The organism is Aquimarina amphilecti (assembly GCF_900109375.1).
GTDB classification, from domain to species: Bacteria; Bacteroidota; Bacteroidia; order Flavobacteriales; family Flavobacteriaceae; genus Aquimarina; species Aquimarina amphilecti.
The window spans coordinates 518476-538382 of sequence record NZ_FOAB01000001.1 but is presented as its reverse complement, the minus strand read 5'-3'; the positions used below and the strand labels follow the sequence as shown (position 1 = coordinate 538382).

At 30.3% G+C, this 19907-nt stretch carries 18 protein-coding genes; 12 read left to right on the top strand and 6 right to left on the bottom strand.

Going from position 1 to position 19907, the window contains the following annotated elements; all coding sequences use genetic code 11:
- Positions 1–4 precede the first annotated feature (4 nt).
- The 5 genes from BMY33_RS02355 (at position 5) to BMY33_RS02335 (ending at position 4108) form a co-directional block, all read left to right on the top strand.
- Positions 5–886 carry a GIN domain-containing protein gene (locus BMY33_RS02355; RefSeq protein WP_091405018.1) on the top strand — a complete coding sequence of 294 codons (882 nt, stop codon included), beginning with the start codon at positions 5–7 and terminating at the stop codon, positions 884–886.
- A 368-nt stretch (positions 887–1254) separates the two neighbouring features.
- The gene (locus tag BMY33_RS02350) at positions 1255–1617 is read left to right on the top strand and encodes a hypothetical protein (protein ID WP_091405014.1); all 363 of its coding nucleotides are present in this window, start codon (positions 1255–1257) and stop codon (positions 1615–1617) included.
- A gap of 234 nt (positions 1618–1851) precedes the next feature.
- The gene (locus tag BMY33_RS02345) at positions 1852–2469 is read left to right on the top strand and encodes a YqaA family protein (protein WP_091405010.1); all 618 of its coding nucleotides are present in this window, start codon (positions 1852–1854) and stop codon (positions 2467–2469) included.
- Between the two features lie 59 nt (positions 2470–2528).
- Complete coding sequence (locus BMY33_RS02340; protein ID WP_091405004.1) at positions 2529–3767, top strand: mechanosensitive ion channel family protein; 1239 nt, start codon at positions 2529–2531, stop codon at positions 3765–3767.
- Positions 3768–3829: 62 nt separating this feature from the next.
- Entirely contained in the window at positions 3830–4108 is a 279-nt protein-coding gene (locus BMY33_RS02335) for a DUF3817 domain-containing protein (RefSeq protein ID WP_091405001.1), read from the top strand.
- Between the two features lie 60 nt (positions 4109–4168).
- Here BMY33_RS02335 and BMY33_RS02330 read toward each other — a convergent pair whose 3' ends face one another.
- From BMY33_RS02330 to BMY33_RS02320, 3 genes are all read right to left on the bottom strand, one after another.
- Positions 4169–4405, bottom strand: a complete 237-nt coding sequence (locus BMY33_RS02330) for a hypothetical protein (RefSeq protein ID WP_091404998.1) — start codon at positions 4403–4405, stop codon at positions 4169–4171.
- A gap of 260 nt (positions 4406–4665) precedes the next feature.
- Positions 4666–5247: a hypothetical protein gene (locus BMY33_RS02325; RefSeq protein ID WP_091404992.1), complete on the bottom strand. Its 582-nt coding sequence runs from the start codon at positions 5245–5247 to the stop codon at positions 4666–4668.
- 66 nt (positions 5248–5313) lie between these two features.
- Positions 5314–7359, bottom strand: a complete 2046-nt coding sequence (locus BMY33_RS02320; protein WP_091404987.1) for an HD family phosphohydrolase — start codon at positions 7357–7359, stop codon at positions 5314–5316.
- A 179-nt stretch (positions 7360–7538) separates the two neighbouring features.
- Here BMY33_RS02320 and BMY33_RS02315 point away from each other — a divergent pair, with 179 nt between their 5' ends.
- Together BMY33_RS02315 and BMY33_RS02310 are read left to right on the top strand one after the other, a co-directional pair.
- Complete coding sequence (locus BMY33_RS02315; protein WP_091404984.1) at positions 7539–8717, top strand: acetyl-CoA C-acyltransferase; 1179 nt, start codon at positions 7539–7541, stop codon at positions 8715–8717.
- Between the two features lie 67 nt (positions 8718–8784).
- Complete coding sequence (locus BMY33_RS02310) at positions 8785–9534, top strand: C40 family peptidase (protein WP_091404981.1); 750 nt, start codon at positions 8785–8787, stop codon at positions 9532–9534.
- Positions 9535–9541: 7 nt separating this feature from the next.
- Here the strand turns inward: BMY33_RS02310 and BMY33_RS02305 are convergent, their stop codons facing one another.
- On the bottom strand, positions 9542–12055 hold the full coding sequence (locus BMY33_RS02305; protein ID WP_091404977.1) for a hypothetical protein: 2514 nt from the start codon (positions 12053–12055) through the stop codon (positions 9542–9544).
- A 100-nt stretch (positions 12056–12155) separates the two neighbouring features.
- On the opposite strand from BMY33_RS02305, the gene BMY33_RS02300 reads away from it, so the two are divergent.
- The 3 genes from BMY33_RS02300 (at position 12156) to BMY33_RS02290 (ending at position 14151) form a co-directional block, all read left to right on the top strand.
- Positions 12156–12683, top strand: coding sequence for a GNAT family N-acetyltransferase (locus tag BMY33_RS02300; RefSeq protein ID WP_091404974.1), 528 nt, complete (start codon positions 12156–12158; stop codon positions 12681–12683).
- An 80-nt stretch (positions 12684–12763) separates the two neighbouring features.
- Positions 12764–13345: a TetR/AcrR family transcriptional regulator gene (locus BMY33_RS02295; RefSeq protein ID WP_091404970.1), complete on the top strand. Its 582-nt coding sequence runs from the start codon at positions 12764–12766 to the stop codon at positions 13343–13345.
- Positions 13346–13401: 56 nt separating this feature from the next.
- Positions 13402–14151: an SDR family NAD(P)-dependent oxidoreductase gene (locus BMY33_RS02290; protein ID WP_091404964.1), complete on the top strand. Its 750-nt coding sequence runs from the start codon at positions 13402–13404 to the stop codon at positions 14149–14151.
- Between the two features lie 167 nt (positions 14152–14318).
- Here the strand turns inward: BMY33_RS02290 and BMY33_RS02285 are convergent, their stop codons facing one another.
- Positions 14319–15449, bottom strand: coding sequence for a T9SS type A sorting domain-containing protein (locus tag BMY33_RS02285; protein ID WP_091404959.1), 1131 nt, complete (start codon positions 15447–15449; stop codon positions 14319–14321).
- Between the two features lie 227 nt (positions 15450–15676).
- Between BMY33_RS02285 and BMY33_RS02280 the strand changes: the two genes are divergently transcribed.
- Positions 15677–16438: a LytR/AlgR family response regulator transcription factor gene (locus BMY33_RS02280; protein WP_091404957.1), complete on the top strand. Its 762-nt coding sequence runs from the start codon at positions 15677–15679 to the stop codon at positions 16436–16438.
- Positions 16439–17518 (top strand): sensor histidine kinase, encoded by a 1080-nt coding sequence (locus tag BMY33_RS02275; RefSeq protein WP_139195571.1) that lies wholly within the window; start codon positions 16439–16441, stop codon positions 17516–17518. It abuts the gene before it with no gap.
- Positions 17519–17545: 27 nt separating this feature from the next.
- Here the strand turns inward: BMY33_RS02275 and BMY33_RS02270 are convergent, their stop codons facing one another.
- Positions 17546–19771 carry a DUF5916 domain-containing protein gene (locus BMY33_RS02270; protein WP_211482369.1) on the bottom strand — a complete coding sequence of 742 codons (2226 nt, stop codon included), beginning with the start codon at positions 19769–19771 and terminating at the stop codon, positions 17546–17548.
- Between the last annotated feature and the right edge of the window lie 136 nt (positions 19772–19907).

Sequence of the window (19907 nt, the reverse complement as noted above, 5' to 3'; positions counted from 1 at the left end):
TATCATGAAAACACTTATAAATATACTAATACTGCTATTCGGATTAACCACCGCAGCACAGATAAAAGGAAATACTGTAATAAAAACTAAAACTTTTAACGCAGAAAATATAATAAACATAAAAATTAATTTTTATGCGCAAGTAATTATTGATAATTCTAAAAAAGAAGGACTTACTATCACTACAGATAACAACCTTTTTGATTATATCAGTAAAGAAGTAATTGATGGAACTCTATATCTAGATCAAAAAGAATGGGTACAGCCTTCAGAAAATCCCAAAATTATCATTGGAGCGCCTAAAATAAAAATAGTCGAAAGTGGTACACATGATACCATAAGAATAATTAATTTGAATAATGATTATATTCAAATTATAGCACCTGTGGGTAAAATATTTATTGAAGGTAAAACAAAAGAACTGCGTATTGCAGCAGAAGTTGCTAGTATAAATGCTTCTGAATTAATTGCAGAAAATGCACGAATAGATATATGGGGTTCAGGTTCTGCAGACATCAACGTTATAGATGAGTTAGATTCTAAATTAAGTGAAGATGCAAAGCTAAACATCCTGAATACACCAAAAAAAATAAAAGGTGATGCAAAAAAAGCAATAACAAAAAGAAATAAAACTAAAGACAATTCTACTAAATACATTAAATTTAAAATTAAAAATAATTCAATAACTAGAAATCATTTTTTAGTTATTGGACCAAAACCTGATGGTTCTAAATTCAGTTACGGTTTCCCTATGATGCCACAAGCAACTAGAAAGGAAAATTGGACCACTGGAACTAAGATATATAAGGTTAATGGACTTGGAAAAAGAAGACTATTGGTTACGATCAAAAAGGAAGATGAGAATAAAACTGTAACTCTATTTTAATTACGAAATACCCCAAGAAGAACTTACCTCCTGTATTCAAGGAGGTAAGTGTTGGGGAAAACAAAAAAAGTAAGGGAAAAATTGTAATTGGAATACTTTTCAAAGATAAAGAGGATTAAGGAATTATGGTTACGGTTAAACCTCAAACTTTAGCCGGAATACAAGCATACAGGGGTTTTTAACAGAATAAACAGTTACTTATCAATGCATTAAGGGGAATATTCCTCTCTTTTTTTTATTGAAAATTTTGTGAATTTTATTTTTAACACTAAAAAATAAATTTATTTGTTTTAAAAGATTTTAAAGATTTATATAAAGAGTTAAATTTGCCAGAATCATTTTTTTAAACAATACTAATTTTATCATCCTTGGAAAATAAAAAGGCTCTCAAATTAATAGACAAAATTCTGACTGATCTAGGACAATCTGGTATCAATACAGACACACTAATTGAAGATCTTAAAACTTTAAGAACTTTTGCTTTAGATCAGCAAGTACCTTTAGTGGTTAAGGTTTTAAGACTTACCTACGAACATATTGAAGAAAATGATAGTTTCTTGATTCCTATTCCAGATGATGAACCCATTGAAGAAAATGAAACTCCATTAGAATCAGATAAGGATGTAGACCCTGTAGAAAGCCTTATGTATCTTATTTCTTTATTAAAAGATTTAAAAAATAAGATGAATGTTATGGATTTGGCGGATTATAGGGATGCCTTAAACGCCTAAAATGTATTATCAAAAAGTATTTTTATAAATAAGCATAAAAAGGCCTTGAAAAATCAAGGCCTTTTTTGTTTTTACATAAATTTCTACTCCATACTTTAGTCATTACTACACAACAGTTTAAACAAAAAAATGAAAGTTGTAATGATAATAACATTTTATCGACAAATTTTATGATTTTATAAACGTCAAAAAATCAATTAAATATTATTTTTGTTGCCTTGAGGAAAAATTGTTATGAAAATGAATCCCCGATCTGTTAAAAAAACAAGATTGCAGTTATTGCATCAATATTATAGTTACACTGGTTTCTATAAATTTTTGGGTACAAGTCTAAAAAAGGCATTACCCCCTATTCTACTTTTTATTGCTGGATTATTAGTGGTTAATTATTTCGTGATAAACATTAATGATCTTTTAATTTACGTAACTAAAAATTACTCTGATTATATAGTTTTTAGTGTCTTTTTTGCTTCAGAATCTCTTTTAGGTCTTATACCACCCGAAATTTTTATTGCTTGGAGTGATAAAGCGGATAGCCCTATATTATATCTATCCATATTAGCTTTATTATCCTATCTTGGTGGGGTTATTTCCTATTTTATAGGAAAGTCCATAACTAAAATACCATCGGTTCATGAATATTTGGAGGTAAAAATGGCAAAACATATAAAAAACACTCGTAAATGGGGTGGTTTTCTTATCGTAGTTGGAGCTCTGTTACCAATACCTTTTTCAATAACAAGTATCGCGGCTGGGATGATTAGATATTCCTTCACAAGCTATTTACTATTTGGATTATTACGATTCGTTCGATTTTACTTGTATGCAGCAGCCATTTTTAATCTTGTTTGATAAGTCAGTAACACGCCTTAATCAATTAAGCATATCAAAATATTAAGTGATTCTCTTTTATGGAAGAATTAACTAGGTACTTTTATAAACTATTAGTTTCATACGGTGTTTCCGAAAATATAGCGGAATACCTAAATGTGCTTATAGGAACCTTCATTTTACTCATTATCCTCTTTGTAGTGGATAGAATTATAAGAAAAGTTATACTCAAGCTTTTTAAAAGTTATGCCTCTAAGTCAAAAAATACTTTTGATGATTATTTGGTAAAGAATAAGACTTTTGATTATTTATCTCATATAATACCTTTATCCATTTGTATCTGGATATTACCTGAATTATTTATTGCTTTTCCAATTGCAGAAAGTTACTTAGAAATTCTTTTCGATATTTCTGTTATTGCACTAACCATTTGGATTGTAAGAAGTATACTAAGAACATTTAGAGATTTTTTAAAATCACTAGAATCATTTAAAGACAAACCTATAGATAGTTATGTTCAAGTATTTATGATAATAGTCTGGTCTATTGGAGGTATTTTTATCTTTTCATCGGTTACCGGAAAATCTATATGGACCTTTTTAACAGCTCTAGGAGCGATGTCCGCAGTAATATTGTTAATTTTTAAAGATACAATCTTAGGTTTTGTAGCTAGTATACAGGTCGCAGTAAACGATACCGTTAGAATTGGGGACTGGATCACTATGGATAAATATGGTGCTGATGGAGATGTAGTAGAAATCAATCTATCTTCAGTGAAAGTTCAGAATTTTGATAAAACAATTACTACAATACCAACTTATCATTTGACTTCTGAATCATTTAGAAACTGGAGAGGAATGATGGATTCTGGTGGAAGAAGAATTAAAAGAGCACTTCTTATAAAGGCTTCTAGTATTAAGTTTCTTTCTCCTGAAGATATAGATCGTTTAAAAAAAATAGAACTTATTGCAGAATATCTAGAAGAATCACAAAACAAAATAGAATCCTATAATACAGATAATCTAATAAATAAAGATGTTTTAGTAAATGGTAGAAATTTATCAAATATGGGAGTATTTAGGAGTTATGTGGAATCATATCTAGAAAAACATCCTTATGTGAATAGTGACATGACAATTATGAGTAGACAACTAGCTCCTACTCCTCAAGGAACACCATTAGAAATTTATGCATTTAGTAATGATAAAATATGGAAAAACTATGAAAAGATAGTGGCTGACATTTTTGATCATTTATTGTCCGCTATCCCGTATTTTGATTTAGAAATCTTTGAATTAGAATATAATCACAAAAAATAAATAATTATTAAGATTAAATCTCTTTTGAGCATTAAATTTGCATTCAATTTTAAAGATAAAATATGGTTAGTGCTTTCAGAATAATTAGTTACTTAGAAGGAATTTCATACTTACTTATCCTTTTTGTTACAATGCCGTTAAAATATTTATTTGCTTCTCCAGAGCCAAATAAAGTAATTGGTATGGCCCATGGCTTTTTATTCCTTATATATATTGTATTTGCTTTTTTGATTAAATCAGAGAAAAAATGGAATGTTAAAACCTTGGCGATTGTACTTTTATGTTCAATAATCCCTTTTGGTACATTCTGGATGGATGGAAAATATTTATCTAAAAAATAAAATACTATAAAAAAGAGTTTTTCATTTCTGAAAAACTCTTATCTCTAGATTTGATATAGGTTATAAATACCAAAAACCACCTTGACTGTTCCCTGAACAAACTGCTTGATATCCATTAATTAAACAATTTCCATTTCTATTTACACAAGCAGGAGAAGTTCCTTCATCACCTGGACTTCCACCTAGTGTTCCTACACCAGAGCATAATGAAATCGATAATATTCCTCCATTAATAGTTTTTTGTTCCCTTTTGGAAATTTTTTTCGCTACATCTAATTTTAAAAATTCGTGTGACATAATAATAAAGTTTTAGGTTTTAAAAATTATTGGTAGTAACACAATAAACTTTTATATACTATACATATAAAATTTTGTGCTCCTTTGTATTAATATCGGAATCAGTTAATTTGTTACTATATATTTTGTTAAAACTCTATTAAGAAGATACAATCTTTAAATTATGGAAGTAAAACCAGAATAAAATACTAGTAATCTTTATTAGGTCTATTAAAATCATCCTTCGAATTTTTCTCAGACAGATCCATAATATTATCTAATTAAAAATTAACTGTCCCATTAAAATCACCTTCGAATTCGGTGTGTAAGTTTATAACAGAATGAAAACCATTCCCTTTTGGTTGTAGAGATAGGCTTCCATCTCTTAATTGTATTTGCTGATGATTCAATAGTACTTTCACAATTCTATTTTGTTGTAAACAATCACAATTCTCACCATAATTATGATAATTGAAATCTTGAATATTAGCAGTTACAACTATTAACTCTAAAACATCTCCTGAATTTAATTGATAGATAACGCTTTCGGAACCAAGAGAATTTGATTCTAATCGAGCTTGAGTTACTTGATATATTTGACGACCATACGGACCATTCTGATTCTGAATTTCACCATAACTCACATTTTCATTATGCGAACATAAGTGATTACAGTTATGTATGACAGGAGCTGAGGGCTTTTTTACAACTCTCGAATCATTTCTTCGCTCTATAGCAACGTCTGGAATTGGAATATTTATACTTATATCGATTGAAGCTTCTCCTCCAATTCTTACTTGACTATATGATTTAGAAACTAATATTAGACATATTAGAAAGAATATAGATTTTAAAGTTTTCATAGTAAAATTTTAAGATGGTTTATGTTATTGACTATCTTATCAAATAACATACCAATCTAAAAGAAGTTACTCTGGGTATTCAATTCGAAGATGATAAATATTTGTGAGCTTACGTTTGAATACTTTTTTCACTTGTTGTATCTCCTTAAAAGTAATATTTGCATTAAGAAATTGACCATCCTCCATTTGTTTATTGACAATCTTTTCTACGAAAGAATCTATTAAACTACTAGTAGGGTTTTTTAAACTTTTTGAGGCAGCTTCTACACTATCACTCATCATCAATATAGCCGTTTCCTTAGAAAAAGGTTTAGGTCCTGGGTACTGAAAATCTTCTATATTTACATTTTCATTAATTTCCTTGGCTTTCATATAAAAGTAATACACAGTGCTTGTTCCGTGATGTGTTCTTATAAAATCAATAACTCTATCAGGAAGTTTATTTTTCTTTGCAATCTCAATTCCCCGAATTACATGATTTATAATAATTTTAGCACTCTCTTTAGGAGATAATACATCATGTGCATTACCTGATGCCGTTTGATTTTCCGTAAAATAAGTAGGATTGGCCATTTTACCAATATCATGATATAAAGCTCCTACTCTAACCAACATTACATTTGCGCCTATTTCGCTAGCAGCAGCTTCTGCTATATTAGCTACATTAAGAGAATGGTGAAATGTACCTGGTGCCTTATCTGATAACTCTTTTAACAAAGAAGAATTGGTATCACTCAACTCTAAAAGAGAAACATCAGATATTAAACCAAACATTTTCTCATAAGCATAAATTAATGGATGTACAATTAACGTTGCAAAACCACTTATAATAAACAAGCCTATAGTTGTCCAATCAATATCACTTATACTACCTTCATGAATTATATGAAAGGCGATATAAGCAATTATATAAATAACCGTGATTTGTCCTACTGTAATAAATAGATTCGCTCTTTTATAAGATTCGGAAATAGTTAGAATAGTAACAATACCGGCAATAATTTGTAAGAAGGTATATTCATAACTATTAGGCACTACAAAACCTAAAATCAACACGGTAACCACGTGTGTAAACAAACCAAGTCTAGAATCAAAGAAAGCCTTTAAAATCAGCGGCAAAATACATAATGGTACTATATAGATATAATCCGATTTATACTTTACCACCAATGTGGTGATCAACACCATTAATAAAACATTAAATGCGATAAAAGTTACCTGAGTATTATTATCATAAATATCCCTACGATATTTTCTAATAAAAAGTAACAACATTAAAAGTGCTAAGGAAACTAAAATACCATAACCAAATACGATCCAGTAAAAGTTCTTATCACTCCAAACCTGAGATTCATATTCAGCTTTTAATGATGTTAATATTTGTAATCGATTTCCCTCTACAACTTCTCCTTTAGCTATTATTCTACTACCTTTAGTAACACTACCTCTAGTAGTAAGTACCTGAGATAATTCATTTTCTAATGTACTCTCAGTCAATTTTTGATTAAGGGCAACATTGGGCTTTATTAAATCATAAAACAATGCGACAAAACCACTTTTAAATTTGGTGTACTCACTCTTATCTATTCTAGAATTAATAAGTGTAGTAACAGAGTTAGGGGTTAATATTTGTCCAAAAGTTATAGCCTCTGCTTTATTACCTTTATTAAGAAATATTTGTCTTTTACTCTCATAGGAGTATGATTCCTGAAGAACCCCATACCTATAAATATCATTAAGAATAATTCTACCAAAAAGCTTTGCTTGTTTACCCGAATTACTTTGATCTAATATTTCTAAATTACTTTTAAAAGCAGCTTCATAAGCATCTTTTGCTATATTAGATACAATCGTATCATATTCAAAATAAGGGATAATGTTATTCTCAATCCTGTTCTTCTCAGCAATAATTTCATCTTCAGTCTTTGCTATTGCAAAATCAAAAGGAGCATATAAATTTTCATATTGCCAAGGTTTCCCCTTAGTAAACTCATACTTAAAAACACCTCCTTTAGGAAATAAATAAACAATTAGTATTAACGTTATTACAAAAAGAAAAACCTTATATAAAAAGGATTGATTTTTATAAAAATTATTTAAAAAATTCTTCACAAGGATATTCGTATATATGACTCAAAAGTACTAAAAAATAAGTCAGTATAAAGAAGTCTAAAAAATACTGCTCCAATACTATTTAACAATCAAGAATCCAATCAAAAACTTAGCTATGTTTATCCTCTAAAAATCCTTAAATTCGCAGAATAACAAACACACATATTAAATATAGTATAATGAGCAAAGACGTTGTAATAGTATCAGCAGCACGTACACCGATAGGTAGTTTTTTAGGTAGTTTATCTACTGTTCCTGCTACTCAATTGGGATCAATCGCAATTAAAGGTGCATTGGATAAAATAAACTTAGATCCTTCATTAGTTCAAGAAGTATTTATGGGAAATGTAGTACAGGCAGGAAATGGTCAAGCTCCGGCCAGACAAGCTGCTCTAGGTGCTGGAATAAGTGATACTGTTCCTTGTACAACTGTAAATAAAGTATGTGCTAGTGGAATGAAAGCTGTTATGCATGCTGCACAGGCTATTGCTTTAGGAGATGCTGATGTCGTAGTAGCTGGAGGAATGGAAAACATGAGCTTAATTCCGCACTATGTTAGATTAAGATCTGGTCATAAGTTTGGTTCGCAAACATTAGAAGATGGAATGCAAAGAGATGGTTTGGTTGATGTATACGATCAAAATGCCATGGGAGTTTGTGCCGATTTATGTGCTACAGAACACGATTTCAGTAGAGAAGATCAAGATGCTTTTGCTATACAATCCTATGAGCGTTCTGCTAAAGCTTGGTCAGAAGGTAAATTTACAAATGAAGTAGTCCCTGTTCCTGTTCCGCAACGTCGTGGAGAACCCGTTATGGTTACGGAGGATGAAGAGTATAGAAATGTAAAAATGGAGAAGATTCCTGCATTACGTCCAGCCTTTACTAAAGATGGAACGGTAACAGCAGCAAATGCTTCTACAATAAATGATGGTGCTGGAGCTGTTGTAGTTATGAGTGCTGATAAAGCTGCTGAATTAGGATTACAACCTTTAGTTAAAATTAAAAGTTATGCGGATGCAGCACAGGAACCTAAATGGTTTACAACGGCACCTGCAAAAGCGTTACCAAAAGCAATTGATAAAGCAGGTATATCTTTAGAAGATGTAGACTTTTTCGAGTTTAACGAGGCATTTTCTGTAGTTGGACTTGCTAATATGAAAATACTTGGATTAAATGATTCTAATACAAATGTAAACGGAGGAGCTGTATCTTTAGGGCATCCTCTAGGGTGTTCTGGTGTTCGTATATTAATCACACTGATGAACGTACTAGAACAAAACAATGCAAAAACTGGAGCTGCAGCAATATGTAACGGAGGTGGTGGAGCTTCTGCTATGGTAATTGAACGTGTATAAACCTAAATGAATAGCATTAGCACTCCAAATTTATTAAATGTTTAATATATAGTATCTAAAAATATTTATGCTATACGGTATTTGCAATCTAAGTATTGTGCCTTTACGTTTTGAACCGAATGATCCAAGTGAAATGGTATCACAAGTTTTGTATGGTGAACACTTTAAAGTTTTAGAAAAGCGAAAAAAATGGAGTCGAATACGTTTAGCATTTGATACATATGAAGGTTGGATTGATAATAAACAATATCTAGAAATTACAGAGGAGCAGTATAAAGAATTTGATACTAAGCCTATGGATGTAAGTGCTGATCTGATTGATTTTGTAAGTTGCGAAGACAATCAATTAATGCCAATTGCTTTAGGATCTTCTTTAGGAGGTTTGGATTTTTTTAAACATCAATATGATGGCAATAGAATTACAGAAATACAATCTAAAGAAAAGTTAGTAGAAACAGCATATTTGTTTCTAAATGCACCTTACTTATGGGGAGGCAAAACAAACTTTGGTATAGACTGTAGTGGTTTTACACAAATGGTATATAAGCTAAATGGACACAAGCTATTACGTGATGCTTCATTACAAGCAACACAAGGAGATCCGTTAAGTTTTATTGAAGAGAGCGAACCTGGCGATCTGGCATTCTTTGATAATGAAGAAGGTGCTATTACTCATGTAGGTATTATTATGAAAGATAACTATATTATCCATGCGCACGGTAAAGTGCGCGTGGATCGTATAGATCATACTGGTATTTTTAACGGAGAAAAACGATTATACACTCATAAATTAAGAGTGATTAAACGAATAGTATAATATATTTCTATTTCGGTATTCCTATTGGATAAATGGTGAATTCGGTTCTATGAAATCCAAGCAATCCCTTATTATCTATCCCTTCAATCTCTAATACATACGTTGAATTAATATCTGAGGCATTAAAACTTATATTAACAATTCCGTTCTCATCTGACTTTAAATTTGGATCCCAAATAAGAGTTTTTCTATTATCAGGAACGAATAAATCATTTCTTATATCGTAATTGGGCTGGAAAAATGTTTTCTCCGGATAAAAACCTTCAATTATTATAAAATCCTTTTTAGTAACATTATTTTTATGATTAAGCAATAGACTGGACCCTCCATAGATTAAACCAGTTCCACTATTCGTTAAATAAAAAGCTCCAAGTATTGCTGGGGTTCCACTTGAATGATTATTACAATTTAATACATTATTAAAGCACACATAATCTTTATTTTTTTTCTTAATCTGTTCCAAATCTGTTTTTATAAATTTCTTATGCCCTATTAATTTTACTTCTTCTAACTCATTAACATCATTAAATCCGAAATCATCCGTAAAAAAGATGGGGCTTGACTTCCTAAATGGTACGTGATCGAATAAACTAATTAATTTATCTTTACTTACAACTTCTTTTAAATTATCAAAAGGGTTGTCATACTTAATAGTATATCCTTTCTCCGGCTTTAAAAGAAGTGTTCTTCCTTGAACTTCTTTTAGTAAATCTTTATTAAGATTGAAATTACCATTCCTATCCGTAGGAAAATATATTACATTGTTTGGTATTATTACGAGTAAGTTACTATTGGTTCGTTCTAAACTATTGTTATCACCTAATTTATATATTTTTCCATAAATGTTATCTACTAACTTTGGTAATAATCTGATTTCTTTTGTTGTCCTTAGATTATATTGATTCCATTGATACGAACGCCACCCTTGAGTTAGCAATAATAAGTCCAAATACTTATTCCTTTTTTTATTATTTAAATCAAAATAATATCCAGGATTATAAATTCTTCCTTTTATATCAGTTTCTAGATATTGATGAGAAAGAATATTTCTATTGTAGGTACTATCCTCGTAACTCTTATGAAATACACGTAAACCAAGACTGTAGTTTTTCAAAATTTTATTATTCTGGTCGACAATTTTAAAAGATGTACTTACTTTATCCCTCGACCTCAAAACATCTTTAATTTCATTTACAGGTTGAATGTAAAATCGATTTTTATTGTCCAAAAACACTAGCCTTTCAACTAAAGGAACATGATTATCATCAAAAATTGTTATTTCAAAAATACCCTGCTTTAATTTATTGACAGGAACTTTTATCTTCATAAAATTATTCTTCATTCTTCCTTTAGCCATCCAAAGAACATTTCCTCTCATTTGTACACGAATGAACAGTACATCAGGATTTGTGAAATTTTGTGTTTGGTGCACATCAAAGTACATAAACGTGTTATCATTATTTATATAACTCATCACAATACCCTGCTTATCTATTTTCGGAAGATAAAATTTCCGATTATTTAGAGTACTAGTTACTTGAACGTGATAAGTAGAATTTGGGTTGGGATTCAAATAAAAAAAGCCCATCCCATTATGAGTGCTTTTTATATTCATTATACTTTTTCCATTTTCATATAAAACACCATCTATGTCAATAGGAAATCCATATGAATTAGCTGCCTTAAATGCTACTTTATTTTTTATACCACCAACTAAATGACCTCCTTCAGGATAAAACTTTATAAGCGTATTTTCTAGAGCTTCAGTTGGTACTCTGTAAGTATAAAAACTTGTGTCTTTTTTGTGTTTTAAGGAAACTTGAATATTTGATATTTGTGAACTTCCATTTGGCATAATTTTCAATTCGGCATTACCCAATTTATCTGTGAAAACTTTTGGATGCTTTTTACTTTCAGTTTCTGTATAACTTTTAGTCGTTAACTTAACATTTTCTAAAGGAGTACCTTTTCGATCATAAATATTAAACTTGATATTAACCGTGTCTTCTAATTTATAAACGTTTTTATCAAAATCTATCTCTGATATTATTGGTGACCATAAACTACTTTTTATGACAATAGATTTTACTCCTGTAATAATATCAACATCTTTTTTTAAAGAATGAGAAGATTGCATTATCAAATGATACTTACCCTCTTTTACATTTCTAGGAATAAAAATATGCCCCTTAGAAATTCCATTAATAATTTCGTGCTTTTGAGAAGCTAAAACTTCCTCTGTATCTGTATTAACCAGTTGGACATATAATATTTTAGAACTATTATCAAGGGTTCTGGTGTGTGTATCAATGTGATATGTTTTAAACCATAAATCATCACCTAAATCATAAATATCTTTGTCCGTTTGTAAGTAAATTTGCTGGTATGCCGGTTTATGAGCATTAGAGTTAAGTTCTTTTATCAATTTTTCCTCTGTCTTTGATGATAATCGAACTTGAGCGGATATAAATCCACAATAACCAATAAAAAAAAATAAGCGTAGAAGTATTTTAAAAATCATTAATTATTACTTAAATTCTTTAAGTTCAAATTTAAAACAATGTATCCAAGTTAATATATAGTTAAAATTGATGAAACTTATTCATTCTTAACAAGTTAACATGCCATCTCAAAAAATAAATATTGTTAAAGTTCTTCTTAAAGATAAGCACAAACTTCTAGAGATTGGTCGTCAAACATTTTATGATGCCTTTGGCCCTCCACATAATACTGAAGAGAACATTCATTATTATTTAAATCAAAAATTTACTTTACCAAAAATCACCAATGAAATTCTAAATACTCAATCCAAATTCTTCTTTGCAATACAAAAAAATGAGATTGCTGGTTATTTCAAATTAAACTTTGAAGAAGCACAAACTGAAAAAGTAAAGGGAAAGTCTATGGAAATTGAGCGTATCTATATAACATACCATTATCAAGGAGCTGGTTTTGGACAGCAACTTATTAATAAAGCTATTAAAATAGCGAAGGAAAAAAAAGTAGATTTCATATGGCTAGGTGTTTGGGATAAAAATTTAAAAGCTATTGAGTTCTACAAAAGAAATGGTTTCAAAATATTTGATAATCATATATTTATGTTAGGTTCTGATGAACAAATCGACAACATGATGAAGCTTATTTTATAATTATTTAAAAACTTTAGTATTTTTATAACATTAGAATTATATACAAATATTTAATTTTGAAACGATCATTTCAATAAGATATGCCAAAAGTAGAAACTTTCGATAGAATTGATGTGCTGCAAAAAGCAACCGAAATATTCCATAAAAAAGGATATAATGGAACTTCTATGCAAGATTTGGTAGATGTAACACATTTGAATAGATCAAGTATATACAATTCGTTTGGTAGCAAACTGGGAATTTTTATGCAAGTCCTTTCTTTTTATCAAAATGCAGGTAATAAGAAAATGGGAACAGAAATTGTAAAAACACATAATGCTTCGGATACATTGCAGTCCATTTTTGAATGGTACCTAAATGATATTATCAAAGATGAAGATCGTAAAGGTTGTTTAATAGTGAATTGCAAATCAGAAATGTCAAATCAGGAGCCATTGATTAATTCATTTATGGTTCAAAACCAAGAGCAAATGATTGCTCTTTTAGAAGATGTTGTACATAACGGTCAAATGGAAAAAGTTTTCAATGAGAAACAAACCGCTGGACAATATGCATTGTATTTATATTCATCTATCCAAGGTTTAAGAATGACTGGGATCCTAAACACAAATGAAAATGAACTTAGAAATTTAATCAAAACAGTACTTACAGTACTATATTAATATTTTTTTTAATCTTATTTGAAACGTTTGTTTCAAATACAAACAAAACATACAAAATGAATAAGCTAAATAACAAAGTAGCAGTAATTACAGGAGCAAACAGTGGTATCGGACTTGCCACTGCGAAGTTATATCTTCAAGAAGGAGCTAAAGTTGTAGTTTCTGGAAGACGTCAAGAAGCTCTTGATGAAGTTGCAAAGGAATTAGAAGGTGATTTTATTACCGTCAAAGCTGATGTTAGTATTGCAGAAGATAATAAACGATTGATCCAAGAAGCAACCAACAAATATGGAAAAATTGACATTCTATTTTTAAATGCTGGTATAGCACCTCCAACTCCAACTACAGATATTACAGAAGAACATTATAATAGCATCTTTGACATCAATGTAAAAGGTCCTATTATCGCAACCAAAGAAGCTCTACCTCATATTAATGATGGTGGAACGATTCTTTTTACCAATTCTATTGTGCATCAGAAAGGTTTTGATGGTTTGGGAATCTATTCTGCTTCTAAAGGAGCGTTAAGAGCCTACCAAAGAGTGCTTACATCTGAAGTAAAAACCAGAGGAATACGTGTGAATGCTATTGCACCAGGACCTATAGATACGCCAATCTATGGTAAAATGGGATTACCTGAAGACGTTGTAGAAGAAATGGGAAAAGGATTTGCACAACAAGTACCTTTAGGTCGTTTTGGGACTTCAGAGGAAATTGCGAAATCAGCCTTGTTTTTAGCTTCTGACGATGCTTCTTACATTAATGGAATTGAACTAGAAGTTGATGGCGGATTGAGTCAGATTTAGAACATTGAAATTAAAAATAGGAATATGTCTTATGTTTTGACATATTCCTATTTTAATTTTATAAGCCTACATATTATGATTTGAATGTTGTTTTATTGATAATTACAACGAACTAATACATCAAATACATTACACACCAGGTAAACAAGTTTAATACTCGTTTTATTTTACTTTTTTATGAAAATTTTACTTCTATTATTTCCGTTCTTTTCTGCCTTTAAAATATATCCTCCTCTTTTAAATCTTTCTACGTTAATTTGAGTTTTAAACACTCCTTTCTTCATAAATTGCTGATTTTCCAAAATCAAATCACCTTTTAAAAGACTATAAATTCGAATATTTATATTTCCTTCGTTTTTTGAATCGAATTTCAGATCAAGTATATCTTTAACAGGGTTTTGTAGTATTTCTACACTAAAATTACGTCTAGGAAAATAAGGTTTGCTTGATATTTTTCTTATGTTTCCTACTCCACTAAGTTCAGAAACATATAATGCAGTTCCTGTTCTATTCGCTATAATTCCTGCAGGATAAGAAAAGGTAGCTTCGGCAATATCTCCATCCATAGCCCCGTTAACACTTCCTGCGAAAATGGAAACGTCATCAATATTTTCAGGATTGATTTCATAAATTTTGTGTTCTCCATAATTGGTTCCAAAAAGTGAACCATTTGCATAAGTTATAAATCCTAAGAAAGGAAAATCTGTTCCAGAATCAGGAACTGTAGCAATATATTCTAATTCTTCACTTCTAGTATTTAATTTATATATTTTTCGATCATTAAAGTTTCCTATGTATAGAACCCCTCTTCTATCAAAAGCTAAACCCACTGGGGCATTAAGCGGTTCTCCAGTATACAATACCCTAACTGTTCCATCCGATAATAATTCTTTGATTCCATTATTACGCACATCAGTAAAAATAATCGAATTTCTAAGCCTTGACTGAATCATTCCAGAAGGTATGCCATCTACAGGAAAGCTTTTTAACAAATTCCCTTCCTTATCATATTTGTGGATAACGGAGGCACTAAATTCTGCTATAAAAAGATTCCCCTGACGATCAAAAGCCAATCCATTAGGATTAGCCAATCCGGATACAAATACACTTACCTCTCCTGATCGTGTAATTTTGTAGACTGAATCTCCAAAAAAATTAGATCCATATAAATTACCTCTAAAATCTAAAACCAAAGCATCATCTACAACCGCATCCGGAGAATCTAAAACTGTAGTTACCTCTTGACAATAGGCTACCGATGATACTATAACTAGTATTAAAATATAAAGTTTTCTCATTTTTTTGTTCTTTTAAATTAAATAATAAATAGATGATGTGTTTTCGTTATTTCAATTTAAAATTATTTGTTTTTATAATATCTCTATAACAGTTTGAAGTAGATCACCTTTTTTTTGAAGTGAATACATCATATTTTGATGTGAATGCAATTAATAAATGATTGACATACATTTTTTGTCTAAATTGTTCCATAAACGCATAATAAAAATGTAGATATATCGGGGACATGAAAATTTCAGCATTAATTATTGATGATGAACCTTTAGCAAGGAACTTAATTAATAACTTACTTAGAACGGAGCCCATGATTAATGTCATTGGTATCTGTAAAACTGGAAAGGAAGCTATTTTAATGATCGACACATTAAAACCCAATCTTATTTTTTTAGATATAAAACTAAAAGACATGACCGGCTTTGATATTCTAGAGAGAATTTCGGTAAAAGCTCCTATGATAATATTTGTAACGGCTTTTGACGCTTATGCATTAAAAGCATTTAATTTTTTTGCTTTTGATTATTTATTAAAACCTTTTAATGAAAGTCGGTTTTATATATCTGTCAATAAAGCAATTGAAGCTTTTCATAAAAAAGATACTTCTCTGTTCCAAAAAAAGGTAAACAACCTAATGAATCATGTTCGTGTTGCGGATAAAAACCCTATCAAAAAACTTCCTATCCCATTAAGAAACAGAACTATATTTATCCCTCTAAATGAAATTATATATATAACTGCTTCTAACTACTATGCAGAAATATATACCGAAAACAAAAAGTATCTCCTTAGAGAATCTCTGCAAAACCTACTTGATATGTTAAATCCTGATCATTTTATAAGAATCCATCGATCCACAATTATTAATATTGATTTCATAAAGGAACTTATAAACTCGGGCTATGGAGCAATTCATGTAAAAATGAAAGACAGTAATCAATTTAGGATTAGTAAGAGTTACAAGAAAACGTTTTTAACCAAAATGGGAGTGTAATTGAGAAAATTAATAGATAAAAAACTATTCTTAATCCTTATGGGGTATGTCAGTGGGTACAAAACAGTGACGATACTACAAGAATTTTTTTTAAATTATCTTGAAGATAGGGCTATTGAAAACACCGAATGGTTTCGCATAATCATTCAACAAATAATCCCTACAACAATTATCATTACTCCTATTGTTTTCATTATTCTTATAGTTACAAAAATTATGATTAATCGAAACTATAAGTGGGTATATATCATTCCCATCCACTTCGTGTTATCATGGATTTATGGATTACTCGTTACTTTATCAGGAGTCATTTACTTAATAATTACCGAAGATAGTAGTATTTCCCTATCTAAAAGCGAAATCATATCTGAGCTAGTGTATTCTTCAGGTCGCGATTTTCTAGGGTATGTAGGTTTCGTAAGTATCATCTATTCTTATTATTACATTAATAGAACCAGTAAAATGGAGGTGCAAAAAGCGCAATTATCAGAACAGCTTATTAATGTTAAAATGGAGGCGTTAAAATCTCAACTAAACCCTCATTTTCTTTTTAACACCCTTAACAGTATTTCTGCTTTAATCATAGAAGATCAAAAAAAAGCCCAGGATATGATTGTTTTTTTAGGAGATTTATTACGAGAAGTTTTAATCATAAAAAATGAGAATTTAATTCCATTACATCAAGAGATATCATTATTAAATAAATATATCGATATTATGAGAATACGATTTTCTGATCATTTAACAATGGATATTAAAATAGAAGAAAATATCGAAGATGTCTTAATTCCAAGTATGATTATTCAACCTATTATTGAAAACTCCTTTAAACACGGATATTCTTATACTGTAGAAAACCTTAAAGTCAAGTTAAGTATCTCAAAAAAGAATGATGAATTATTAATTAACATTACCAATAATGGAGAGATCATAAAAGATATTGAATCTTCGGGAATGGGTATTAAAAATATAAAAGACAGATTATTTACCCTTTACAATAAGAATTTCGATTTTACATTCAGAAATCTAAAAAATAACAATGGTGTAGAAACTATTATGAGAATACCTATAGAATACTAAAAACTAAACGATATCTGATCAACTATTTCACAGGTTTAACCAATATGTAATTTTAAGTACAATAGAACGGGTTCTTACATCAAAAGCAAATCGATTCATTGGATCATCTACGTTTCCTGTTAGATAATTATCTGTATATACGAGTATTAAATCTGATACTGGAGCAAACCTCCATTGGATTCGTGCATTAATATTAGTATTATCATTTTGTGAATTATACTGAACAAAAACTGACGTAAATAAACTTTTAGAAAATGTATAATCTATTCTAGGGCTGATTAAATAAGTTTCTCTTGTACCATCTAAGTGAGGTAAATCAAAAACATTAACTGCGTAATTTAAAGAGAAAAAACCTTTGGGTTGAAAACGCAGGTTAAAGCCTCCTCTAGTACCGTATCTCCAACCATTAAAATATTCTCCGACGTATGGACTTAGGTTCCAACTAAATACTTTTCGTCGATCACTACGATAGTTTCCAGTAAAACTTATCCAAGAGAAATCTTGATCCGCTGCCAATTCTGTTGAATCGGTACCTGTAGGATCAAATGGATCAAAAAGATATACATAATTATGATTTAGATTAAAACCAAAATTTGATCTTTGGGTCAACTCCCCTCCCAATCCAACTGAGAAAAAATGATCAGTTTTTCCAAATTCTGGTCTCCAAAAAACATCTGCTTCTAGCGAATAATTATAATTATTCAGAAAATCATTTTGTGGATAATACCTTAGTTCGGCGGTTGGGCTAATTCTAAAATAATTTGTTCTTGGGGTAAACCCTACTTCCGCATTATAATCTTCATGAACGTATTCGTGCTTCCATAAAGCACCAAACTTTCTTGTGTTATAATTAACCGTCGTTCCTTGGGCTATGGACATATCTGTATCAGGAGAAAATGTTGAGTGAATAAAACTTTTACCAAACCAAGTATTACTCTTAGTAGAATAGTTGTAATCCAAACCTACCATTCTATTATATCGGTTAACATCCAACGTATCTAAATTTTCATCAAAATTCACTGCTTGTTTATTCACAGCAATGATTCCCAAGTTGGAACGCACACCTATTTTTCTTTGTATGACACCTACTCCAAAATTTGTTCCGGGAATTCCTTGTTCCTTACTAGAGGCAGTTTGCATATTTAACAACCCAACTCGAGTTTTAGGATCCAACTTTCCACTTATTCGCAAACCTCCATAAATCCTATTTTGTACCAATTCTTCAGTTACTACATCTTCTCCCACCCCAATACGTCTAGAAAAAAATGGATTAATATTTGAAAAACCGAACTGCCCGAAAAGATCTGCATTTTCTAAAAAGAATTGTCTTCGCTCTGGAAAAAAGATCTCAAAACGATCAAGGTTTGTTATTTGTTCATCAACTTCTACTTGCGAAAAATCAGGGTTTACAGTCAAATCCAAATTTAAACCTGGAGTCAAAGCTATTTTGGCGTCTCCTCCTACTTCAAAAATTTGATCTGTTGGTTCATTATCTTCATAATCCTTATTAATTCCTGTTGAAACAAACGGTATTAAAGAAACAGCACTGCTCTTAGTGACCAAATCTTCTTCCCAGATCATTTCTGCTGGATACGCCAGTGTAAAAACCACCTGATTACGTGGCGTTCCTGGGTACGTACTTATTTCATTAGACTGTGTATCGAATCTATAAGAAGTAAAACCCCATTTTTTGGAAGGTGTAGGGTATCTAAATGTACTAAATGGTATCTCTAGTTCTGCTGTATAATATCCATCATACTTTTTAGCACTTCCTCTCCACTTGTTATCCCAAGAAGTAGAAAAATCCTGAAAAACATTTCCACCATTACTTATAGTACCTTCTCTTAAAACACCTTCAGGATTAATTCCAAAATAAAATGCATTTGTTTGATCATCAAAAGTATCAAATAGCAGTGTAATATTATCATTACCTCCAGCTCGATAATCTCGACGCAATGATTCAATTACCCAATCGTTTCCAGCAGCATAACATTTAATTCCTATATACAAGTTCTTTTTATCCGTGCACATATATATCTCAGTTTGAGCTGCTGCTGGCAAAGAGTCATTAGGAAAATATTGTGCAAAATCTTTTGCAGGTTCTAATTTTGTCCAAATAGCTTCATCTAATTGGCCATCAATAGTTATACTTTCTGAGGTAGTACCTACTACAAAAGATTTTTTAATGCTATTTTTTTGACAAAAAATTAGATGACTTGCACCTAAAAAAAATACAATAACCCAAAATCTCACGTTAAAAATTTCGTATTTATTCTTTATAATTAGTTGTTTTTGATACTGAATCCTCAAAAATATAACACGAAAATTTAGTTTATGTTAAAATTAATACAAACAAAAACATGAGATTTTAGATATCTAAAAGTCTAAA